Below are 13,671 nucleotides of genomic sequence, written 5' to 3' on the forward strand. Positions count from 1 at the left end.
CGCGACAGCCGAAAGAGGTCACGAGCCCATGCACACTCGCCGTATCGGTGCCGTCGAAGTCAGTGCGGTCGGCCTGGGCGCCATGCCCATGTCGCTCGAGGGGCGGCCCGACGAGGCCCGCTCCCTCGCCACGATCCACGCGGCCCTGGACGCCGGCGTGACGCTGATCGACACCGCGGACGCCTACCACCAGGGCGCCGCCGACGTCGGACACAACGAGACCCTGATCGCCAAGGCCCTCGCCTCCCACGACCGGGGCGGGGACGTCCTGGTCGCGACCAAGGGCGGGCATCTGCGCCCCGGTGACGGGAGCTGGACCCTGGACGGCAGCCCCCGGCACCTCAAGGACGCCTGTGAGGCCTCGCTGCGCCGGCTCGGCGTGGAGGCCATCGGGCTCTACCAGTTCCACCGCCCCGACCCGCGGGTGCCCTACGCGGAGTCCGTCGGCGCGATCCGCGACCTCCTCGACGAGGGGAAGATCCGCATGGCGGGGATCTCCAACGCGAACCCGGACCAGATCCGCCAGGCCAACGACATCCTCGGCGGCCGGCTGGTCTCCGTACAGAACCAGTTCTCCCCGGCCTTCCGCTCCAGCGAGCCGGAACTGCGCCTGTGCGACGAACTCGGCATCGCCTTCCTGCCCTGGAGCCCGCTCGGCGGCATCTCCCGGGCCGGTGAACTCGGATCCGCGCACGCCCCCTTCGCGCGGATCGCCGAGGCCCGCGAAGTGAGCCCGCAGCGCGTGTGCCTGGCCTGGATGCTCGCCAAGTCCCCGGTGGTCGTGCCGATCCCGGGCGCGAGCCGCCCCGGGACGATCCGCGACTCGGCCGCCGCCGTGGACCTGGCCCTCACGGCGCAGGAACTCGCGGAACTGGACGTCGTCTGAGACCAGGAGTGGGCGCGGACTGGCATCCGCAAACGTCGGGTCCCTAGGATGGACTCCCTGTCCTGCCGCGCCAGTTGGCATGGCACGAAGCTGGGGGAAAGATGGAGACCGGTAACAAGCTGTCCACCTCGATCGACGCCACGGTGCCCACGGCCGCGCGCATGTACGACCACTACCTGGGCGGCAAGGACAACTACGCGGCCGACCGGGCGGCGTGCGAGGAACTCGACAAGGTCGTACCCAGCACGCGCCGCCTGGCCGTCAACAACAGGCGCTTCCTCCAGCGGGTCGTCAAGACGCTGGCGGCGGAACACGGCATCCGCCAGTTCCTGGACCACGGCTCAGGCCTGCCCACCCAGGACAACGTCCACCAGGTCGCCCAGCGCATCGACCCGGACACGCACGTGGTCTACGTCGACAACGACCCGATGGTGCTGGTCCACGGCCGCGCCCTGCTGGAGCAGGACGAGCGCACCGCCGTGATCCACGCGGACATGCGGGAGACGGACGCGATCTTCTCGCACTCCGAGACGCAGCGCCTGATCGACTTCGACCAGCCGGTCGCCGTGCTCTTCAACTCGGTGATGCACTGCATCCCCGACAGCGAGACGGACGGGCCCCTGGCGGTGGCCCGGCGCGTGGCCGAACGGCTGGTGCCCGGCAGCTTCCTGGTGATGTGCCAGCTGGTCAGCGAGGACCCCGAGGTCCGTGAGTTCGTCACCAACTTCATGGACCAGGCGACCCAGGGCCACTGGGGCCGCGTGCGTCAGGAGAAGGACGTCGCCGAGTGGTTCGAGGGCCTTGACATCCTCGACCCGGGCCTGGTCGAGGTCTCCACCTGGCGCCCGGACACGGAGGTCGCGCCCCGTCAGCTCACCCACGAGTGGATCGAGTTCGGCGGCGTGGGCCGCCTCCGCTAGCCGGGCAGCACACGGGAAACGCCCCTCACGAGATCTCCTCGTGAGGGGCGTTGTCATGCCGTGGCCGGCCTCATCCGCCGTAGCGCTGCTTCATCGTGTCCCGCAGCAGCTCCAGTGAATCCCGGGGTTCGAGTGCCTCGTCGGCCAGCCGGTCCAGCGCCAGCCGGTACTCCTCCGTCTCGTCACGGTCCTCGAGGAAGTTCGCGCTCTTGATGTGCTCGAGGTAGACCACGTCGGGCAGGTCCAGGCCGCCGAAGCGGAGATACGTGATCGGAATGGACGGCGCCGAGGCGTTGGTGACGTCCAGCGGGACGATCTGCAGGGTCACGTTGGGCCGCTGGGCCATCTCGACGAGGTGCTCGAGCTGCGCCCGCATCACGTCCCTGCTGCCCAGGACACGCAGCAGGACCGACTCGTCGATGACCGCCCACAACTGCGGAGCGTCCGCCCGCAACAGCAACTCGGCTCGCCGGGTGCGCAGTTCCACACGGCGCCGGACCTCGGCAGCGGCCGCGGCGGGCAGACCGCGCTCGACCACCGCCCGCGTGTAGTCCGGGGTCTGCAGCAGGCCGGGAACGTACTGGATCTCGAACGTACGGATCGCGGCGGCCGCCTCCTGCAGGCCGACCAGCCGGTCGAACCACTCGGGCATCAACCGCTTGTCGTAACGCTGCCACCACCCCGGCTCACCGGCGCGCTGCAGCAGCTTCAGCAGCACGGAGGCCTCGTAGTCCTCGGTGCCGTACAACTCCAGCAGCGCGCGGACGTCGCTGTCCGCGGGAGGCCGACGACCCTTGCCGGACTCGATGCGGCTCAGCTTGGCCGCACTGAACCCGAGAGCCCGCGCCGCCTGCTCCTGAGCGAACCCGGCGTCCTCGCGGAAACCCGCCAGCTGCACACCGACCAGCATCTTCAGAAGGGTCGGAGCCGGCTCGGGCCGGTCCAGATACGGCTGCAGTCGGGAGATGCGCTGCGACTCGGCGGACATCCAAACTCCCAGGGAACCGGCATAGAGGCGACCCACATTATCGCACTCCGCCGTGTCACAGCGCATCCACCCGTACACAGAAGGGAGTTGACCCCCGGCCGGCCGAAGCCCTCACAGCAGGTGGTCGAACTCGCCCTCCTTCGCGCTCGCGACGAACGCCGCCACCTCGGCCGGGGTGTAGACGAGCGCCGGCCCGTCGGGGTGACGGGAGTTGCGCACGGCGATGCCGCCGTCGACCAGAGTGGCCACTTCGACGCAGTTGCCCTCGGCGTTGCTGTGCCGGCTCTTGATCCAACGGGCGTCCAACGAGCTCGCCCGCACTCCGTTCTGCACTGGTGGCACCGCATTCTCCTTGCTGTTCACGTTCCTCGCCGGGCGCTGTGTCCGGCTGCCCGGGAGGGGCGGGGTCGGGTGTCATCGGCCCCTCCCGCCCCACACATTCTTTACGTGCAATTTCTCGTGCAATTGCACGCGGGCGCTTTCAGCGTGGATAATAGCTGTGGCGTCAACCCCCATGGGAACGCCCCGTCTTGACGTCGCATCAGGGAGATGCCGTGTCGTCACCTGCGAACCACATGATCCGGGAGCCGGGTCGGGCTGTGCCGGGAGCGGGTGGAACGGCCGTCAACGGCGGACCTCCGCCTCGGCCTCGACCGGCGCCCCCGAGTGAGCGACCCGCCCCGAGGGTCGCGCCCCCGAGCGATGCCGCCGACTCCGCCGCGTTGCGCATCAAATGCAGCGGGGAGGGCTTCGCCCTGGCCCGCGCCTTCACGCGTGACACGCTGCACTGCTGGTCGCTCGGCCACCGCAGCGACGACGCCGTCCTGGTGATCACCGAACTGGCCGCCAACGCCGTGGCGCACGCGGTGCCGCGCGCCGCCGCGGGCGAGCCGGAGGTGTGGCTGGGACTCCTGCTCGACCCCGGCCATGTGGTGCTCACCGTCTCGGACTCGGGTGACAACACGCCCGCGTTCACCGGCGGCGACACCACCGACCTGCGGGAGCACGGCCGTGGGCTGTGCATCGTCGACGCCCTGGCCGAGGAGTGGGGCTGGACCCTCAAACCCCCGGCCGGCAAGACCGTCTGGGCCAGGCTGTCCGCCTGCCCTCCCCCCTGAGACCCCCCATGACCGCCGCGGAAAGGCCCCACGCCATGCGCACCGCTCCGACGCCTCCATCGAGCACCGAGCGCACCGACCACCACCTGCCGCCGACCGGGGTGGCCAGGACCACACCCCTCATGGCACTCGAACGGGTGCCGTGGCGGGACATCCAGGACTCCACCGGCTGCGCGGCGGCCATCCCCCTGCTCCTGGCCAGCGTCGCCTGGGGTGACCCCGAAACCGCCCGGGCCGCTCTGGCCGACCTGCGGACACGCATCTGCCAGTACGGCTTCGTGGTGGAGCAGGCCACCGCCGCCACGGTCCCCTTCCTGTGGGAACTCGCCCAGCTTCCGCACGTGACCTGCCGGGCCGAGATCATTCAGCTGCTCAAGAGCATCGCCGACGCCCGGCAGTGGGAGAGCACGGCCGCCGTCTACCCCAAGCTGCTCAACCACCGCGAGAACCCCGTGGTGTGGGAGCGCGAGGCGCGCCAGGCCGTCCGCGAGCGCCGCGGTGCCCTGCGGCGGCTGATGGCCGAGGAGGACGCCGAGATCACCCGGGCGACCACGGAACTGGCCCGCGCGCTCGGCGAGTGACGACAGGCCGGTCAAGCTCGCGCTGATGAGTGACGAGGGGCCCTGAACGCGCGACCTCCCTCCCGGAAGTGCCTTCTCCTGCCTGGTGGAGTCCTGGTCCGCGCTGCCCCGCGCCGTCATTCCCGTCCGTCCCGCCGGATGAGACCGTCGCCCCGGTCGGCGCGTCGGAACGTAACGAAATCGAGCCAAATGAGACTCCAACGGTGGTGGATGTGAATGGTCCGCCAGGGTTCGGGCATACGCAGCGAAAAATCGAGAGAGGGGCGCTACGTGCTCGTTCCGGACCCGAAGGTCGTCAGGAAGCTGCTGACTCGCTACGCATCGCTGCGGATCGCTCAGGCGGAAAGGGAAAGGGAAGCCACGGCACGTGAACTGGAGGACGTCAGCTACACGCTGTGCGTGATGATGGGCACCGCCGACATCCACGACGCGGTCGCCAAGGCTGACGCCCTGCTGGCCGACGCCGGGCGCACGCCGGTCGCCACCACCGACCCGGACGGGGAGAACGGTCTGCGGCTGGCGGTGTGACACCGTGCCGTCCCGGCAGCCGACGGGCTAGAAGTGTGCTGCCGGGACGGCATCCGTCTTTCCGTGGAACGCGGAGCGATAGGCATGCGGGGTGGTGCCGACCACTCGGCGGAACCGCTCGCGGAACGCGGTGGGCGAGCCGAACCCCGCCTGCCGCGCGATCCGTTCCACCGGGTGGTCGCTGTGCTCCAGCAGGTACTGGGCCCGCCGGACCCGGGCCCGCAGCAGCCACTGCAACGGCGTGGTGCCCGTCTGCTCGCGGAAACGACGGCTGAAGGTGCGCTCGCTCATTCCCGAGCGGGCCGCCATCGCCGCCAGGGTGATCTCGTCGGCGAGGTGGTCCTCGATCCACTCCAGGAGCGGTTCGAGGGTCGAGCCCTGCGGCACGGGCGGGAACTCGTGCACGATGAACTGCGCCTGCCCGCCCTCCCGTTCCAGCGGCATGACGGACATCCGGGCCGAGTGCGCGGCGACGGCCGAGCCCAGATCCCGCCGGATCATGTGCAGGCACATGTCCATGGCGGCGGCGGCCCCGGCCGACGTCAGAATCTGCCCGTTGTCGACGTACAGCACGTCCGGCCGCACGTCGATGCGCGAAAAACGCCGGGCCAGCACATCGGCGGCCACCCAGTGCGTGGTGGCGCCGAGGCCGTCCAGGAGTCCGGCCTCCGCCAGCACGAAGGCGCCCACGCACACGGACGCGATCCGCGTCCCGGCTTCGGCGGCCCGCCGCAGCGCCGCCAGCACGGCGGGGGACGTCGGCCCGGCCGCCTCGGAGCAGCCAGGCACGATGACCGTGTCGGCGTCCGCCAGCGCCTCCAGCCCCCACTCGACGCGCAGGCCGAAACCACCGTCCGCCCGTACCTCGGGCGACTGTGCGCACAGCCGCACCCGGTACGGACGGCGCCCGTCGGGCAGCCGCGTCCAGTCGAAGACCGTCATGGGCGCCGCCATGTCGAACGGCACCACATGATCGAGAGCCAGGATCGCCACTGTGTGCATGAGCGCCACGATAAGCGGATTCCCGCCAGGGCCACGAACCCCTGCCGGACACGGGATTCAGCGCTCCGGTGCCTGGACAGGGCGTTGGCGAGAACCCGTTGGAACCTGTCATTTCTGCCTCTATGTGATCACCCGACGTGATTCCTAGGGTGGGCGGGCACTGTTCGACCGCGGCACCGAAGGACACGCCACCCGATGACCAAGTTCCTGCTGACCCTGCACGTCCTGGCCGCCATCGTGGCCGTCGGCCCCGTCACCGTCGCGGCCAGCATGTTCCCGCCCGCGGCACGACGCGTCCAGGTGACCGCGGACGGACCCGACACCGCGGGGATCGGCACCGTACGCCTGCTGCACCGGATCTGCCGTGTCTACTCCGGCGTCGGCCTGTCGGTACCCGTCCTCGGATTCGCCACCGCGGCCGCGATGGGCGTCCTGGGCGACGGCTGGCTCACCACGTCCATGGCCCTGACCGCGGCGGCGGCCGGCGTCCTGGTCGCCTTCGTGCTGCCCCGACAGGAGGAACTCCTCGGCGAGCTCGGCGAACACCGGGCCGTGGAGCGCGCCGGTACGGTTCGACTGGCCATGTTCACCGGCGTCTTCAACCTGCTGTGGGCGACCGTCACCGTCCTCATGATCGTCCGGCCCGGTTCCACGACCGGGGCCTGACCGCGAACGGCAACCGGCGTTGACGTCAAGCCCTGCGCCGGAATGTGCGTGTTGCTGTGCGGGGGCGCCTACACTCGACATTCGTGCCCAACTGCATGGGCAGTGACACGAAAGGCGCGTTGACGGGTGTTCCAGGATTCCCCCATCTACGACCGACTCGTCGCGGAGCGCGGCGACGTTCCCCTTCAGACACGCAGGGAGGCCGAGCGGGTGACCAGGGAGCTGGAGTACGTCATGCGGCCGCTGCAGTCCTCCTTCGGCTCGTCCCTCCCCAACGACCGCCAGGCCGCCCCGGGCGCGGGCTGGCAGCGGGCGGCCCTGCCCGGCCCGCGGTCCTACTGACCCGAACTCACCGCGTCGCCGAGTCGGCGCCGTTGACGTGGGCCCGCGGCTGCGGGCCCGGTCGGGCGAGCCACTCGGCGACGCTGTGCGCGATCGGCTGCCCCGTCTCCACCTCGACGAAGCCGAACTGGCCCGACTGGTTGCACTCCAGGAACCACCACGTCCCGTCCGCGTCCTCCGCGAAGTCGAAGGCGCCGTAGGCCAGTTCGGCGTCCTCGACGTATTTCCGCGCCGCCGCGGCGACACGCGGGGGTACCTCGACGGGACACCAGGGCTCGGTGCTCGGCGCGAAGCGGACGTCCACCTCGTCGGGCTCCGCGCCGTCGGCCACGGCCTTGCGCGCGGCCAGTAACCGCTCACCCACGACGGTCAGACGGATGTCGGCCCGCTTGGCGACCCGCCGTTGCAGCAGCGTCGGCCCGAACGCGACGGCGGAGAAGTCGGTGTCCGGGGCGACCCGGCTGGTCGGCACCGCCCGCGGCGGGTCCTGCGGATGGGCGCCGGAGACCGGTTTGACCACCAGGTCCGGATAGCGTTCCGAGAACTCGCGGGCGGCCTGCGGAAACGTCGTGATGAGGGTGGCCGGCACCGGCAGACCGCAGAGCTGGGCGAGCCGGAGCTGCCAGGGCTTGTGGCGGGCCCGGCGCGCGGCGTCGGGATGGTTCATCCAGCGCGCGCCGCAGCCGCGGAGCATCCCGTAGAGCGCCTGTGAGGCCTCCTCGGTCAGCCAGGCGGAGGGCGCCGCCGCCCGCGCGGCCGGGATCCCCGGCCTGCGCACCCACACGGACCGCAGGCCGCCAAGGCTCACCAGGCGTCCCCCGGACGACACATGGCCCCGGAACGTGCCGTGCACGAACTCGCCGGACAGCGCCACCCCGCCGGTCAGGTCGGCGGGGTCGAGCCGGACCACCGGAACCCCCGTCGCGTGGAGGTGCACCACCACCATGTCGGCGGTCACGTCCTCTTCGCAGGTAAGAATCAACACGGTCATTTCGGCCGCGCCGTGTTCAGTCGTCGAAGTGCGTCTTGGAGCCCGCGGTGGAGGTCGTGGTCCCCAGTTCCCTCATCAGGCCGTGGTCACGGGCGGCGATCCGCCCGTCGAAGAGCACGTTCAACTGCAGTCCGGAGTCATAGACGTACGGAGTGGTGGCCTCCAACTCCGCTGCCGGACGTGCGTAGTTGAGCGCGAACGGTTGCATCGTCTCTCCCTCGCCGGTGCTGCTCGATCAAACGACGGTCACCCTGCGGCCTCGCTCGGTCCGCCGACTTCCTCGGGCTTCCAGAGACTTATACGAATCGAACGGGTGATTGGTTTCCTTACCGTGCGTAGTCATGTCCCGTTCGGTGCACCGCGCTCGGGCGTCCCGGGGGAGGAGCGCAGTGTGCGCAGCGCCAAAAGCAGTACGCCGATGTCGTCCAGATACACCGGATCGGGCAGCAGGTCGGTCGGCAGCACGAAGTACAGCAGGGCACCCCAGAAGACCCAGCGCGGTCCGGTCGGCAGACCCGCCCGCCGCAGACTGCGCCGGGCCCGCACCAGCCGAACCAGCAGCAGTACGGCCACGGCCAGTACCAGTGCCGCGAGTACCGCGGCGACGACGATCAGCGTGGTGGTCGAGTCCACGGCCCGCCCCCTCCTCGTCCGGCGGGCGGCACCGAGCGCCCGTCAGTTGTCGGATTCCCGGTTACGGCCACGGTATGGCCGCCGGACGCGGCGCCCATACCGGCGGGTCGCCCGAGTGGCGGGCCGCGGCGGGGGCGCCTGGTAATGGTCACCGTAACGTCGCATGTCACACCTCGGTGACGCAGCAGCGACCGCACCCTTCCCCTGGAGCCGAGGATGACGACCCGTCTTGGACCTCCGGCTCGCCACCGGACTGGCTCCTCGGTACGGCGGCCGTGTGCGTGTTCCCTGGCCGCGCTGGCGGCGCCGCTGGCATGCCTGGCGTCGCCGCAGTCGCCGAGAAGCGCTCGGGCGGAACGCCCGATGGCCGGGGCGAGCCGCATCGCTGACTGAAACGTCGCTGCATGGCCCGGCGCCGCCTGCCTAGGCTGCCGTCATGAGCGCGCATCACGAGAACCGCGACCACCCGGCCGAGGTGCTGCGAGCCGCCTACGAGGCCTTCGCCGCCGTGGTCCGTCCCCTCGGGGACGAGGAGTCCTGGCTGTCCACGGACTGCGCGGGCTGGGCGGTCCGCGATCTGGTGTTTCCACTGTCTCGCGGACGCCCAGCGCGCGCTGGTGGCCCTGCACACACCCGCCGCCGGGCCGGCCGACCGCGATGCCGTCACGTACTGGCAGGACTGGGCACCGGACCCGGTCGGCGCGGCCGCCGGGCGGCGCTGGAACCGGGTGAGCGCCAGCATGTTCCTCGACTTCCGGCAGCTGAAAGAGCTGTACCTGGAGACCGCTGCGGCCACCGTCACCGCCGCGGCGGCGGCCCGCCCGGACGACCGCGTCACCACGCAGGGCCATGTGCTGAGCGCCGGGGACCTGATGCTCACGCTCGCCGTCGAGGCGAGCATCCACCACCTCGACCTCGTCCCCCGGCTGTCCGCGGCCCCCGGACCGGCGCCGACCGGCCTGGCCGCCGTCCGTGCCACGCTGGACGGCCTGCTGGGACGGCCCGTGCCACTGGAGTGGAGCGACGAGCACTACGCCCGTGCCGCCACCGGCCGCACACCCCTCACGGAGGCGGAACTCCGCGCCCTGGGGCCGGACGCGGACCGTCTTCCGCTCTTCAGCTGACCTCGCGTCCGGACGTGCCCGACGGGTCCTCGCCGTCGCCCTCCGCGCGGGTGGGACGCAGGGCCTTGGTGGAGCCCTTGAGACGTTCGAACGTCCGGGTCAGCTGCTGGATCGCCGATCCGGCGGGCGCGCCGGCCGAGCCGTCGGGCGCCGGGCCCGGCCCGGCCTCGCGGTAGGCGGCCAGTGCCTCGTTGGCCCGCTCGGCGGCCTCCCGGTACAGGTCCCGGGACCTGGTCATGGCCTCCAGCGCCTCGGCGTACCTGGCCACCAGACTGCGCTCGCGGGCGAGTTCCTCCTGCAGGGTCAGCAACTGCCACTGCTCCCGCAGCGCGGTGAGCGCCGCGTCGGCACCGTTCGGCAGAGGCTTCGGCAGCGCGGCGTAGCGGGTCACGGTCTCGATCAGCTCGGTCGGCTCCGACCCGTCGAGGAAGACGCTGCGGACGGCGAAGTCACCGTCCTGGTAGCCGGGCGGCACCGGTTGTCCGGGCAGGACCACGGCCCCGCCGCGCGGCACCTCCACCTTGAGGCCGCGCAGGGCCCAGTTCACGACCCGCAGCTGGTCCGGGGCAGCCCGGTGCTCGACCACGCGGTGCCGCAGGCTCGGCGGCAGCAGCCGGGTCAGCGGGCGGCGACCGCGTTCGTCGGTGGTCATGGCCTCGTGGACGACGACGTGGACGGCCCAGCCGCGGACGGCGTCCTTGAACAGCCGCCGTATGGCCTTGTCGTCCGGCGGCAGAGGGGTGAGGTCACGGAAGGGCAGGCCGGTGGCGGCCTCGTGGTCCCAGGCGGCGTCGGGCGTGTCGGGCCAGAACATGGTGGCGGGCGACGGCCAGGACTGGTCCCACGGCTGGTCGGCCTCCGCCACCAGCGTCCACTCGGATTCGTCGTCGGCTTCGGGTACGAGGGTCAGCCGGGCGCGCACGATCACCTCGCCCGGCACCCGCCATCGGGCCTCGAAGATCCGCTCAGGGGCGTCCTCGGCCGCGGGCAGTTCCGCGAAGTCGTCGAGGACCTCGTCGTCCTTGAGGCGCCGCAGACGGCGCCGGAGCACGTCGTCCGCGCCGGGTCCGGCATGGCGGCCGCGGGCCGGCCACAGGGTGGGGGGAGTGGTGGGGCGGTCGGTGGGGGAGCTTGGCATGGATCCATCTGTGAGTGGGGGCGGGTGCGAGGGCCAGTATCGTCGCCGCGGGTGGGTGGAGATCAACCGGGGGTCCGGCCGGTGGACACCCGCGGTGTCCCGCCCGCGGTGACGTGGATCGTCGGCGATCGTGGGCAGGAGCACAGCGGCCGACCGTACCGCGGGAGGAGGAGTGACTTCATGAACCTGGACCTGACCGGGCGCGCCGCACTGGTGACGGGCTCCTCCCAGGGCATCGGCGCGGCGATCGCCGCGGGCCTCGCCCGCGCCGGGGCGCGTGTCGGCGTCAACGGCCACCGTGCCGACCGGCTGGACAAGAGCGTCGACGAGCTGCGACGGCAGGTACCGGACGGGGATTTCGTGCCGGTCGCGGCGGACCTGGGCACCGAGGAGGGCGCGGCCGTGGCCGTGGACGCGCTCCCCGACGTGGACATCCGGGTGAACAACCTCGGCATCTTCGGGCCCAGACCCGCTCTGGAGATCAGCAACGACGAATGGCGCCGCTACTTCGAGATCAACGTCCTGGCGGGCGTCCGGCTGACCCGCGCGTACCTCCCCCGGATGAGGGACCGGGGCTGGGGCCGGATCCTCTACATCGCGAGCGACTCGGCCGTCGTCGTCCCGGCCGAGATGATCCACTACGGCATGTCGAAGACCGCGCTGCTCGCGGTCAGCCGCGGTTTCGCCAAAGAGGCGGCCGGCAGCGGTGGCATCGTCAACTCCGTGATCGCCGGTCCCACCCACACGGAGGGCGTCGAGGACTTCGTCCACGAACTCGTCGACCGCGACCTGCCCTGGGACGACGCCCAGCGCGTGTTCATGCGCGACCACCGCCCGCAGTCGCTGCTCCAACGCCTCATCGAGCCGGAGGAGATCGCAAACCTCGTGGTCTACCTGAGCTCCGAGCAGGCCTCCGCCACGACCGGCGGCGCCGTGCGCGTGGACGGCGGATACGTCGACTCGATCCTTCCGTAGCCCGCGCGCACTCGGGGCGCGAACGTTGCGCACCCATGAGGAGCGGTTCGCTCCTGCCCGGCCCGTGGCGTCCCCATCACAATGACTTCTCGAACGGGGCCCGCTCACCATCCGCATCGGGGCGGGCCCTGTTCACCACGGCTCACCGCTGCTCGCGGGTGAAGGACCCGAGCCCGTTCTCGTCGAAGGCCTGTACGGAGTACTGGACCGACTGAGCGGGTTGGCTCCTCCTGGGCGGCCGTCGCCCGCAGATCGGCAGGGTCGTGGGAACCGTCGACCATGGAGAGTCAGGGAGACGCAGAACGGCCTCGACGGTCCGGAGGGATCCGGCACCGTCGAGGCCGTCGTCGTCGTACTACGCGCCGCTCGCCTTGAGCATGTCCTCACGCTCGACCAGCTTCACGCGCGCCCGGCCCTGCGGTTCGCCCAGCGCCTTCTCGGCGGCGTCCAGCTTGTACCAGCCCTCCCAGGTGGTGAAGCGGACGTCCCGCTCGGCGAGGAACGCGTCCACCGCCTCCGGCTCGGGCGAACCCGGCGTCTGCAGACGGCCGTTGGTGTAGTCGTCCAGCAGGTTCGACACCGTCTCGTTGGCGTCGCCCTTGGTGTGGCCGATCAGGCCCACCGGGCCGCGCCGGATCCAGCCGGTGACGTACGCGGACTGCAGGGGCTCGCCGCTCTCCTGGAGGACCCGGCCGCCCGCGTCCGGAACCGTGCCCGAGTCGATGTCCCAGGGCAGCTTGGGCAGCTTGTCGGAGAGGTAGCCGACCGCGCGGTAGACCGCGGTGACGTCCCAGTCCTTGAACTCGCCGGTGCCCTTGACGTTGCCCGTGCCGTCCAGCGCGGTGCGCTCGGTGCGCAGGCCGACGACCTTGCCGTCCTCGCCGAGGATCTCCGAAGGCGACTCGAAGAAGTGCAGGAAGAGCTTGTGCGGCCGGTCGCCGACGTCGCGGATCGCCCAGTTCTCCAGGGTCTTGGCGACCATGTCGGCCTGCTTGTTGCCGCGCCGGGTCTCGATCGAGCCCGCGTCGTAGTCGATGTCCTCGGGGTCGACGATGACCTCGATGTTGGGGGAGTGGTCCAGCTCCCGCAGCTCCATCGGGCTGAACTTCGCCTGTGCCGGGCCACGGCGGCCGAACACGTGGACCTCCAGGGCCTTGTTGGCCTTGAGTCCGTCGTGGACGTTCGGCGGGATCTCCGTGGGCAGCAGTTCGTCCGCGGTCTTGGCGAGGATGCGCGCCACGTCGAGCGCGACGTTGCCGACGCCGAGCACGGCGACCTTCTCGGCCTCCAGCGGCCAGGTGCGCGGCACGTCCGGGTGGCCGTCGTACCAGGAGACGAAGTCCGCCGCGCCGTACGAGCCGTCGAGCTCGATACCGGGGATGGACAGCTCGCGGTCGGCCGTAGCACCCGTGGAGAAGATCACGGCGTCGTAGAACGCCCGCAGGTCGTCCAGGCTGATGTCGGTCGGGTAGTCGACGTTGCCGAAGAGACGTATCTGCGGCTTGTCGAGCACTTGGTGGAGGGCCGTGATGATGCCCTTGATGCGGGGGTGGTCGGGGGCGACGCCGTAACGGATCAGGCCGAACGGGGCCGGCATCCGCTCGAAGAGGTCGATGGACACGCCGGGTTCGGCGGCCACCTCGGACTTGAGCAGGGCGTCGGCGGCGTAGATCCCGGCGGGGCCGGCTCCGACGATTGCTACCCGCAGGGGGCGGGGCATGATCAGGTTCCCTTCGAGCGGTGACAAGGCGTCTCGACGGGAAGCCTAAACTAAGGCAA

17 protein-coding genes are annotated in these 13,671 nt (G+C 71.1%); 9 read left to right on the top strand and 8 right to left on the bottom strand.

Going from position 1 to position 13,671, the window contains the following annotated elements:
* Nucleotides 1–28: 28 nt before the first annotated feature.
* Together ACFWWR_RS06305 and ACFWWR_RS06310 are read left to right on the top strand one after the other, a co-directional pair.
* Nucleotides 29–886, top strand: coding sequence for an aldo/keto reductase (locus ACFWWR_RS06305; RefSeq protein ID WP_384302221.1), 858 nt, complete (start codon nt 29–31; stop codon nt 884–886).
* 101 nt (nt 887–987) lie between these two features.
* Entirely contained in the window at nt 988–1,806 is an 819-nt protein-coding gene (locus tag ACFWWR_RS06310) for an SAM-dependent methyltransferase (protein ID WP_383868016.1), read from the top strand.
* A 70-nt stretch (nt 1,807–1,876) separates the two neighbouring features.
* On the opposite strand, the gene ACFWWR_RS06315 is transcribed toward ACFWWR_RS06310, so the two are convergent.
* Both ACFWWR_RS06315 and ACFWWR_RS06320 read right to left on the bottom strand, forming a co-directional pair.
* Entirely contained in the window at nt 1,877–2,794 is a 918-nt protein-coding gene (locus tag ACFWWR_RS06315; RefSeq protein ID WP_384302223.1) for a helix-turn-helix domain-containing protein, read from the bottom strand.
* 111 nt (nt 2,795–2,905) lie between these two features.
* Nucleotides 2,906–3,136 carry a DUF397 domain-containing protein gene (locus ACFWWR_RS06320; RefSeq protein ID WP_383868012.1) on the bottom strand — a complete coding sequence of 77 codons (231 nt, stop codon included), beginning with the start codon at nt 3,134–3,136 and terminating at the stop codon, nt 2,906–2,908.
* A 233-nt stretch (nt 3,137–3,369) separates the two neighbouring features.
* On the opposite strand from ACFWWR_RS06320, the gene ACFWWR_RS06325 reads away from it, so the two are divergent.
* From ACFWWR_RS06325 to ACFWWR_RS06335, 3 genes are all read left to right on the top strand, one after another.
* Nucleotides 3,370–3,912 (top strand): ATP-binding protein, encoded by a 543-nt coding sequence (locus ACFWWR_RS06325; RefSeq protein WP_383868194.1) that lies wholly within the window; start codon nt 3,370–3,372, stop codon nt 3,910–3,912.
* Between the two features lie 35 nt (nt 3,913–3,947).
* Nucleotides 3,948–4,493, top strand: a complete 546-nt coding sequence (locus tag ACFWWR_RS06330; protein ID WP_383868010.1) for a hypothetical protein — start codon at nt 3,948–3,950, stop codon at nt 4,491–4,493.
* A 270-nt stretch (nt 4,494–4,763) separates the two neighbouring features.
* Nucleotides 4,764–5,021, top strand: coding sequence for a DUF5133 domain-containing protein (locus ACFWWR_RS06335; protein WP_383868008.1), 258 nt, complete (start codon nt 4,764–4,766; stop codon nt 5,019–5,021).
* Between the two features lie 27 nt (nt 5,022–5,048).
* On the opposite strand, the gene ACFWWR_RS06340 is transcribed toward ACFWWR_RS06335, so the two are convergent.
* Entirely contained in the window at nt 5,049–6,023 is a 975-nt protein-coding gene (locus ACFWWR_RS06340; protein ID WP_384302225.1) for a GlxA family transcriptional regulator, read from the bottom strand.
* A gap of 195 nt (nt 6,024–6,218) precedes the next feature.
* Here ACFWWR_RS06340 and ACFWWR_RS06345 point away from each other — a divergent pair, with 195 nt between their 5' ends.
* Nucleotides 6,219–6,689, top strand: coding sequence for a hypothetical protein (locus ACFWWR_RS06345; RefSeq protein WP_383868004.1), 471 nt, complete (start codon nt 6,219–6,221; stop codon nt 6,687–6,689).
* A 126-nt stretch (nt 6,690–6,815) separates the two neighbouring features.
* Complete coding sequence (locus ACFWWR_RS06350; protein ID WP_383868002.1) at nt 6,816–7,031, top strand: hypothetical protein; 216 nt, start codon at nt 6,816–6,818, stop codon at nt 7,029–7,031.
* Between the two features lie 7 nt (nt 7,032–7,038).
* Here the strand turns inward: ACFWWR_RS06350 and tgmB are convergent, their stop codons facing one another.
* The 3 genes from tgmB to ACFWWR_RS06365 all read right to left on the bottom strand — a co-directional run bounded on the left by tgmB (nt 7,039) and on the right by ACFWWR_RS06365 (nt 8,655).
* Nucleotides 7,039–8,022 carry an ATP-grasp ribosomal peptide maturase gene (gene tgmB, locus ACFWWR_RS06355; protein WP_384302227.1) on the bottom strand — a complete coding sequence of 328 codons (984 nt, stop codon included), beginning with the start codon at nt 8,020–8,022 and terminating at the stop codon, nt 7,039–7,041.
* Between the two features lie 16 nt (nt 8,023–8,038).
* Nucleotides 8,039–8,230, bottom strand: coding sequence for a putative ATP-grasp-modified RiPP (gene tgmA, locus ACFWWR_RS06360; RefSeq protein WP_053748325.1), 192 nt, complete (start codon nt 8,228–8,230; stop codon nt 8,039–8,041).
* A 131-nt stretch (nt 8,231–8,361) separates the two neighbouring features.
* Nucleotides 8,362–8,655 carry a YkvA family protein gene (locus ACFWWR_RS06365; protein ID WP_383865316.1) on the bottom strand — a complete coding sequence of 98 codons (294 nt, stop codon included), beginning with the start codon at nt 8,653–8,655 and terminating at the stop codon, nt 8,362–8,364.
* Nucleotides 8,656–9,272: 617 nt separating this feature from the next.
* On the opposite strand from ACFWWR_RS06365, the gene ACFWWR_RS06370 reads away from it, so the two are divergent.
* A complete protein-coding gene (locus tag ACFWWR_RS06370) occupies nt 9,273–9,779 on the top strand; it encodes a hypothetical protein (protein ID WP_384302229.1) in 507 nt (168 codons plus the stop codon).
* Here ACFWWR_RS06370 and ACFWWR_RS06375 read toward each other — a convergent pair.
* On the bottom strand, nt 9,772–10,917 hold the full coding sequence (locus ACFWWR_RS06375; RefSeq protein ID WP_384302231.1) for a hypothetical protein: 1,146 nt from the start codon (nt 10,915–10,917) through the stop codon (nt 9,772–9,774). The two genes, ACFWWR_RS06370 and ACFWWR_RS06375, sit on opposite strands and share 8 nt — an antisense overlap.
* Before the next feature lie 180 nt (nt 10,918–11,097).
* On the opposite strand from ACFWWR_RS06375, the gene ACFWWR_RS06380 reads away from it, so the two are divergent.
* Nucleotides 11,098–11,892, top strand: a complete 795-nt coding sequence (locus ACFWWR_RS06380; protein WP_384302233.1) for an SDR family NAD(P)-dependent oxidoreductase — start codon at nt 11,098–11,100, stop codon at nt 11,890–11,892.
* Nucleotides 11,893–12,247: 355 nt separating this feature from the next.
* On the opposite strand, the gene ACFWWR_RS06385 is transcribed toward ACFWWR_RS06380, so the two are convergent.
* On the bottom strand, nt 12,248–13,612 hold the full coding sequence (locus tag ACFWWR_RS06385; protein WP_383865322.1) for an FAD-dependent oxidoreductase: 1,365 nt from the start codon (nt 13,610–13,612) through the stop codon (nt 12,248–12,250).
* Nucleotides 13,613–13,671 lie beyond the last annotated feature (59 nt).

The organism is Streptomyces sp. NPDC058678 (assembly GCF_042714835.1).
Lineage (GTDB): Bacteria > Actinomycetota > Actinomycetes > Streptomycetales > Streptomycetaceae > Streptomyces.

What these genes read in the sequence shown, in the direction of transcription:
- ACFWWR_RS06325 (WP_383868194.1), top strand. Translation starts at nt 3,370, where the DNA reads ATGATCCGGGAGCCGGGTCGGGCTGTGCCGGGAGCGGGTGGAACGGCC.
- tgmA (WP_053748325.1), bottom strand. Translation starts at nt 8,230, where the DNA reads ATGCAACCGTTCGCGCTCAACTACGCACGTCCGGCAGCGGAGTTGGAG.
- ACFWWR_RS06380 (WP_384302233.1), top strand. Translation starts at nt 11,098, where the DNA reads ATGAACCTGGACCTGACCGGGCGCGCCGCACTGGTGACGGGCTCCTCC.
- ACFWWR_RS06340 (WP_384302225.1), bottom strand. Translation starts at nt 6,023, where the DNA reads ATGCACACAGTGGCGATCCTGGCTCTCGATCATGTGGTGCCGTTCGAC.
- ACFWWR_RS06305 (WP_384302221.1), top strand. Translation starts at nt 29, where the DNA reads ATGCACACTCGCCGTATCGGTGCCGTCGAAGTCAGTGCGGTCGGCCTG.
- ACFWWR_RS06345 (WP_383868004.1), top strand. Translation starts at nt 6,219, where the DNA reads ATGACCAAGTTCCTGCTGACCCTGCACGTCCTGGCCGCCATCGTGGCC.
- ACFWWR_RS06310 (WP_383868016.1), top strand. Translation starts at nt 988, where the DNA reads ATGGAGACCGGTAACAAGCTGTCCACCTCGATCGACGCCACGGTGCCC.
- ACFWWR_RS06330 (WP_383868010.1), top strand. Translation starts at nt 3,948, where the DNA reads ATGCGCACCGCTCCGACGCCTCCATCGAGCACCGAGCGCACCGACCAC.
- ACFWWR_RS06315 (WP_384302223.1), bottom strand. Translation starts at nt 2,794, where the DNA reads ATGTCCGCCGAGTCGCAGCGCATCTCCCGACTGCAGCCGTATCTGGAC.
- ACFWWR_RS06375 (WP_384302231.1), bottom strand. Translation starts at nt 10,917, where the DNA reads ATGCCAAGCTCCCCCACCGACCGCCCCACCACTCCCCCCACCCTGTGG.
- ACFWWR_RS06385 (WP_383865322.1), bottom strand. Translation starts at nt 13,612, where the DNA reads ATGCCCCGCCCCCTGCGGGTAGCAATCGTCGGAGCCGGCCCCGCCGGG.
- tgmB (WP_384302227.1), bottom strand. Translation starts at nt 8,022, where the DNA reads ATGACCGTGTTGATTCTTACCTGCGAAGAGGACGTGACCGCCGACATG.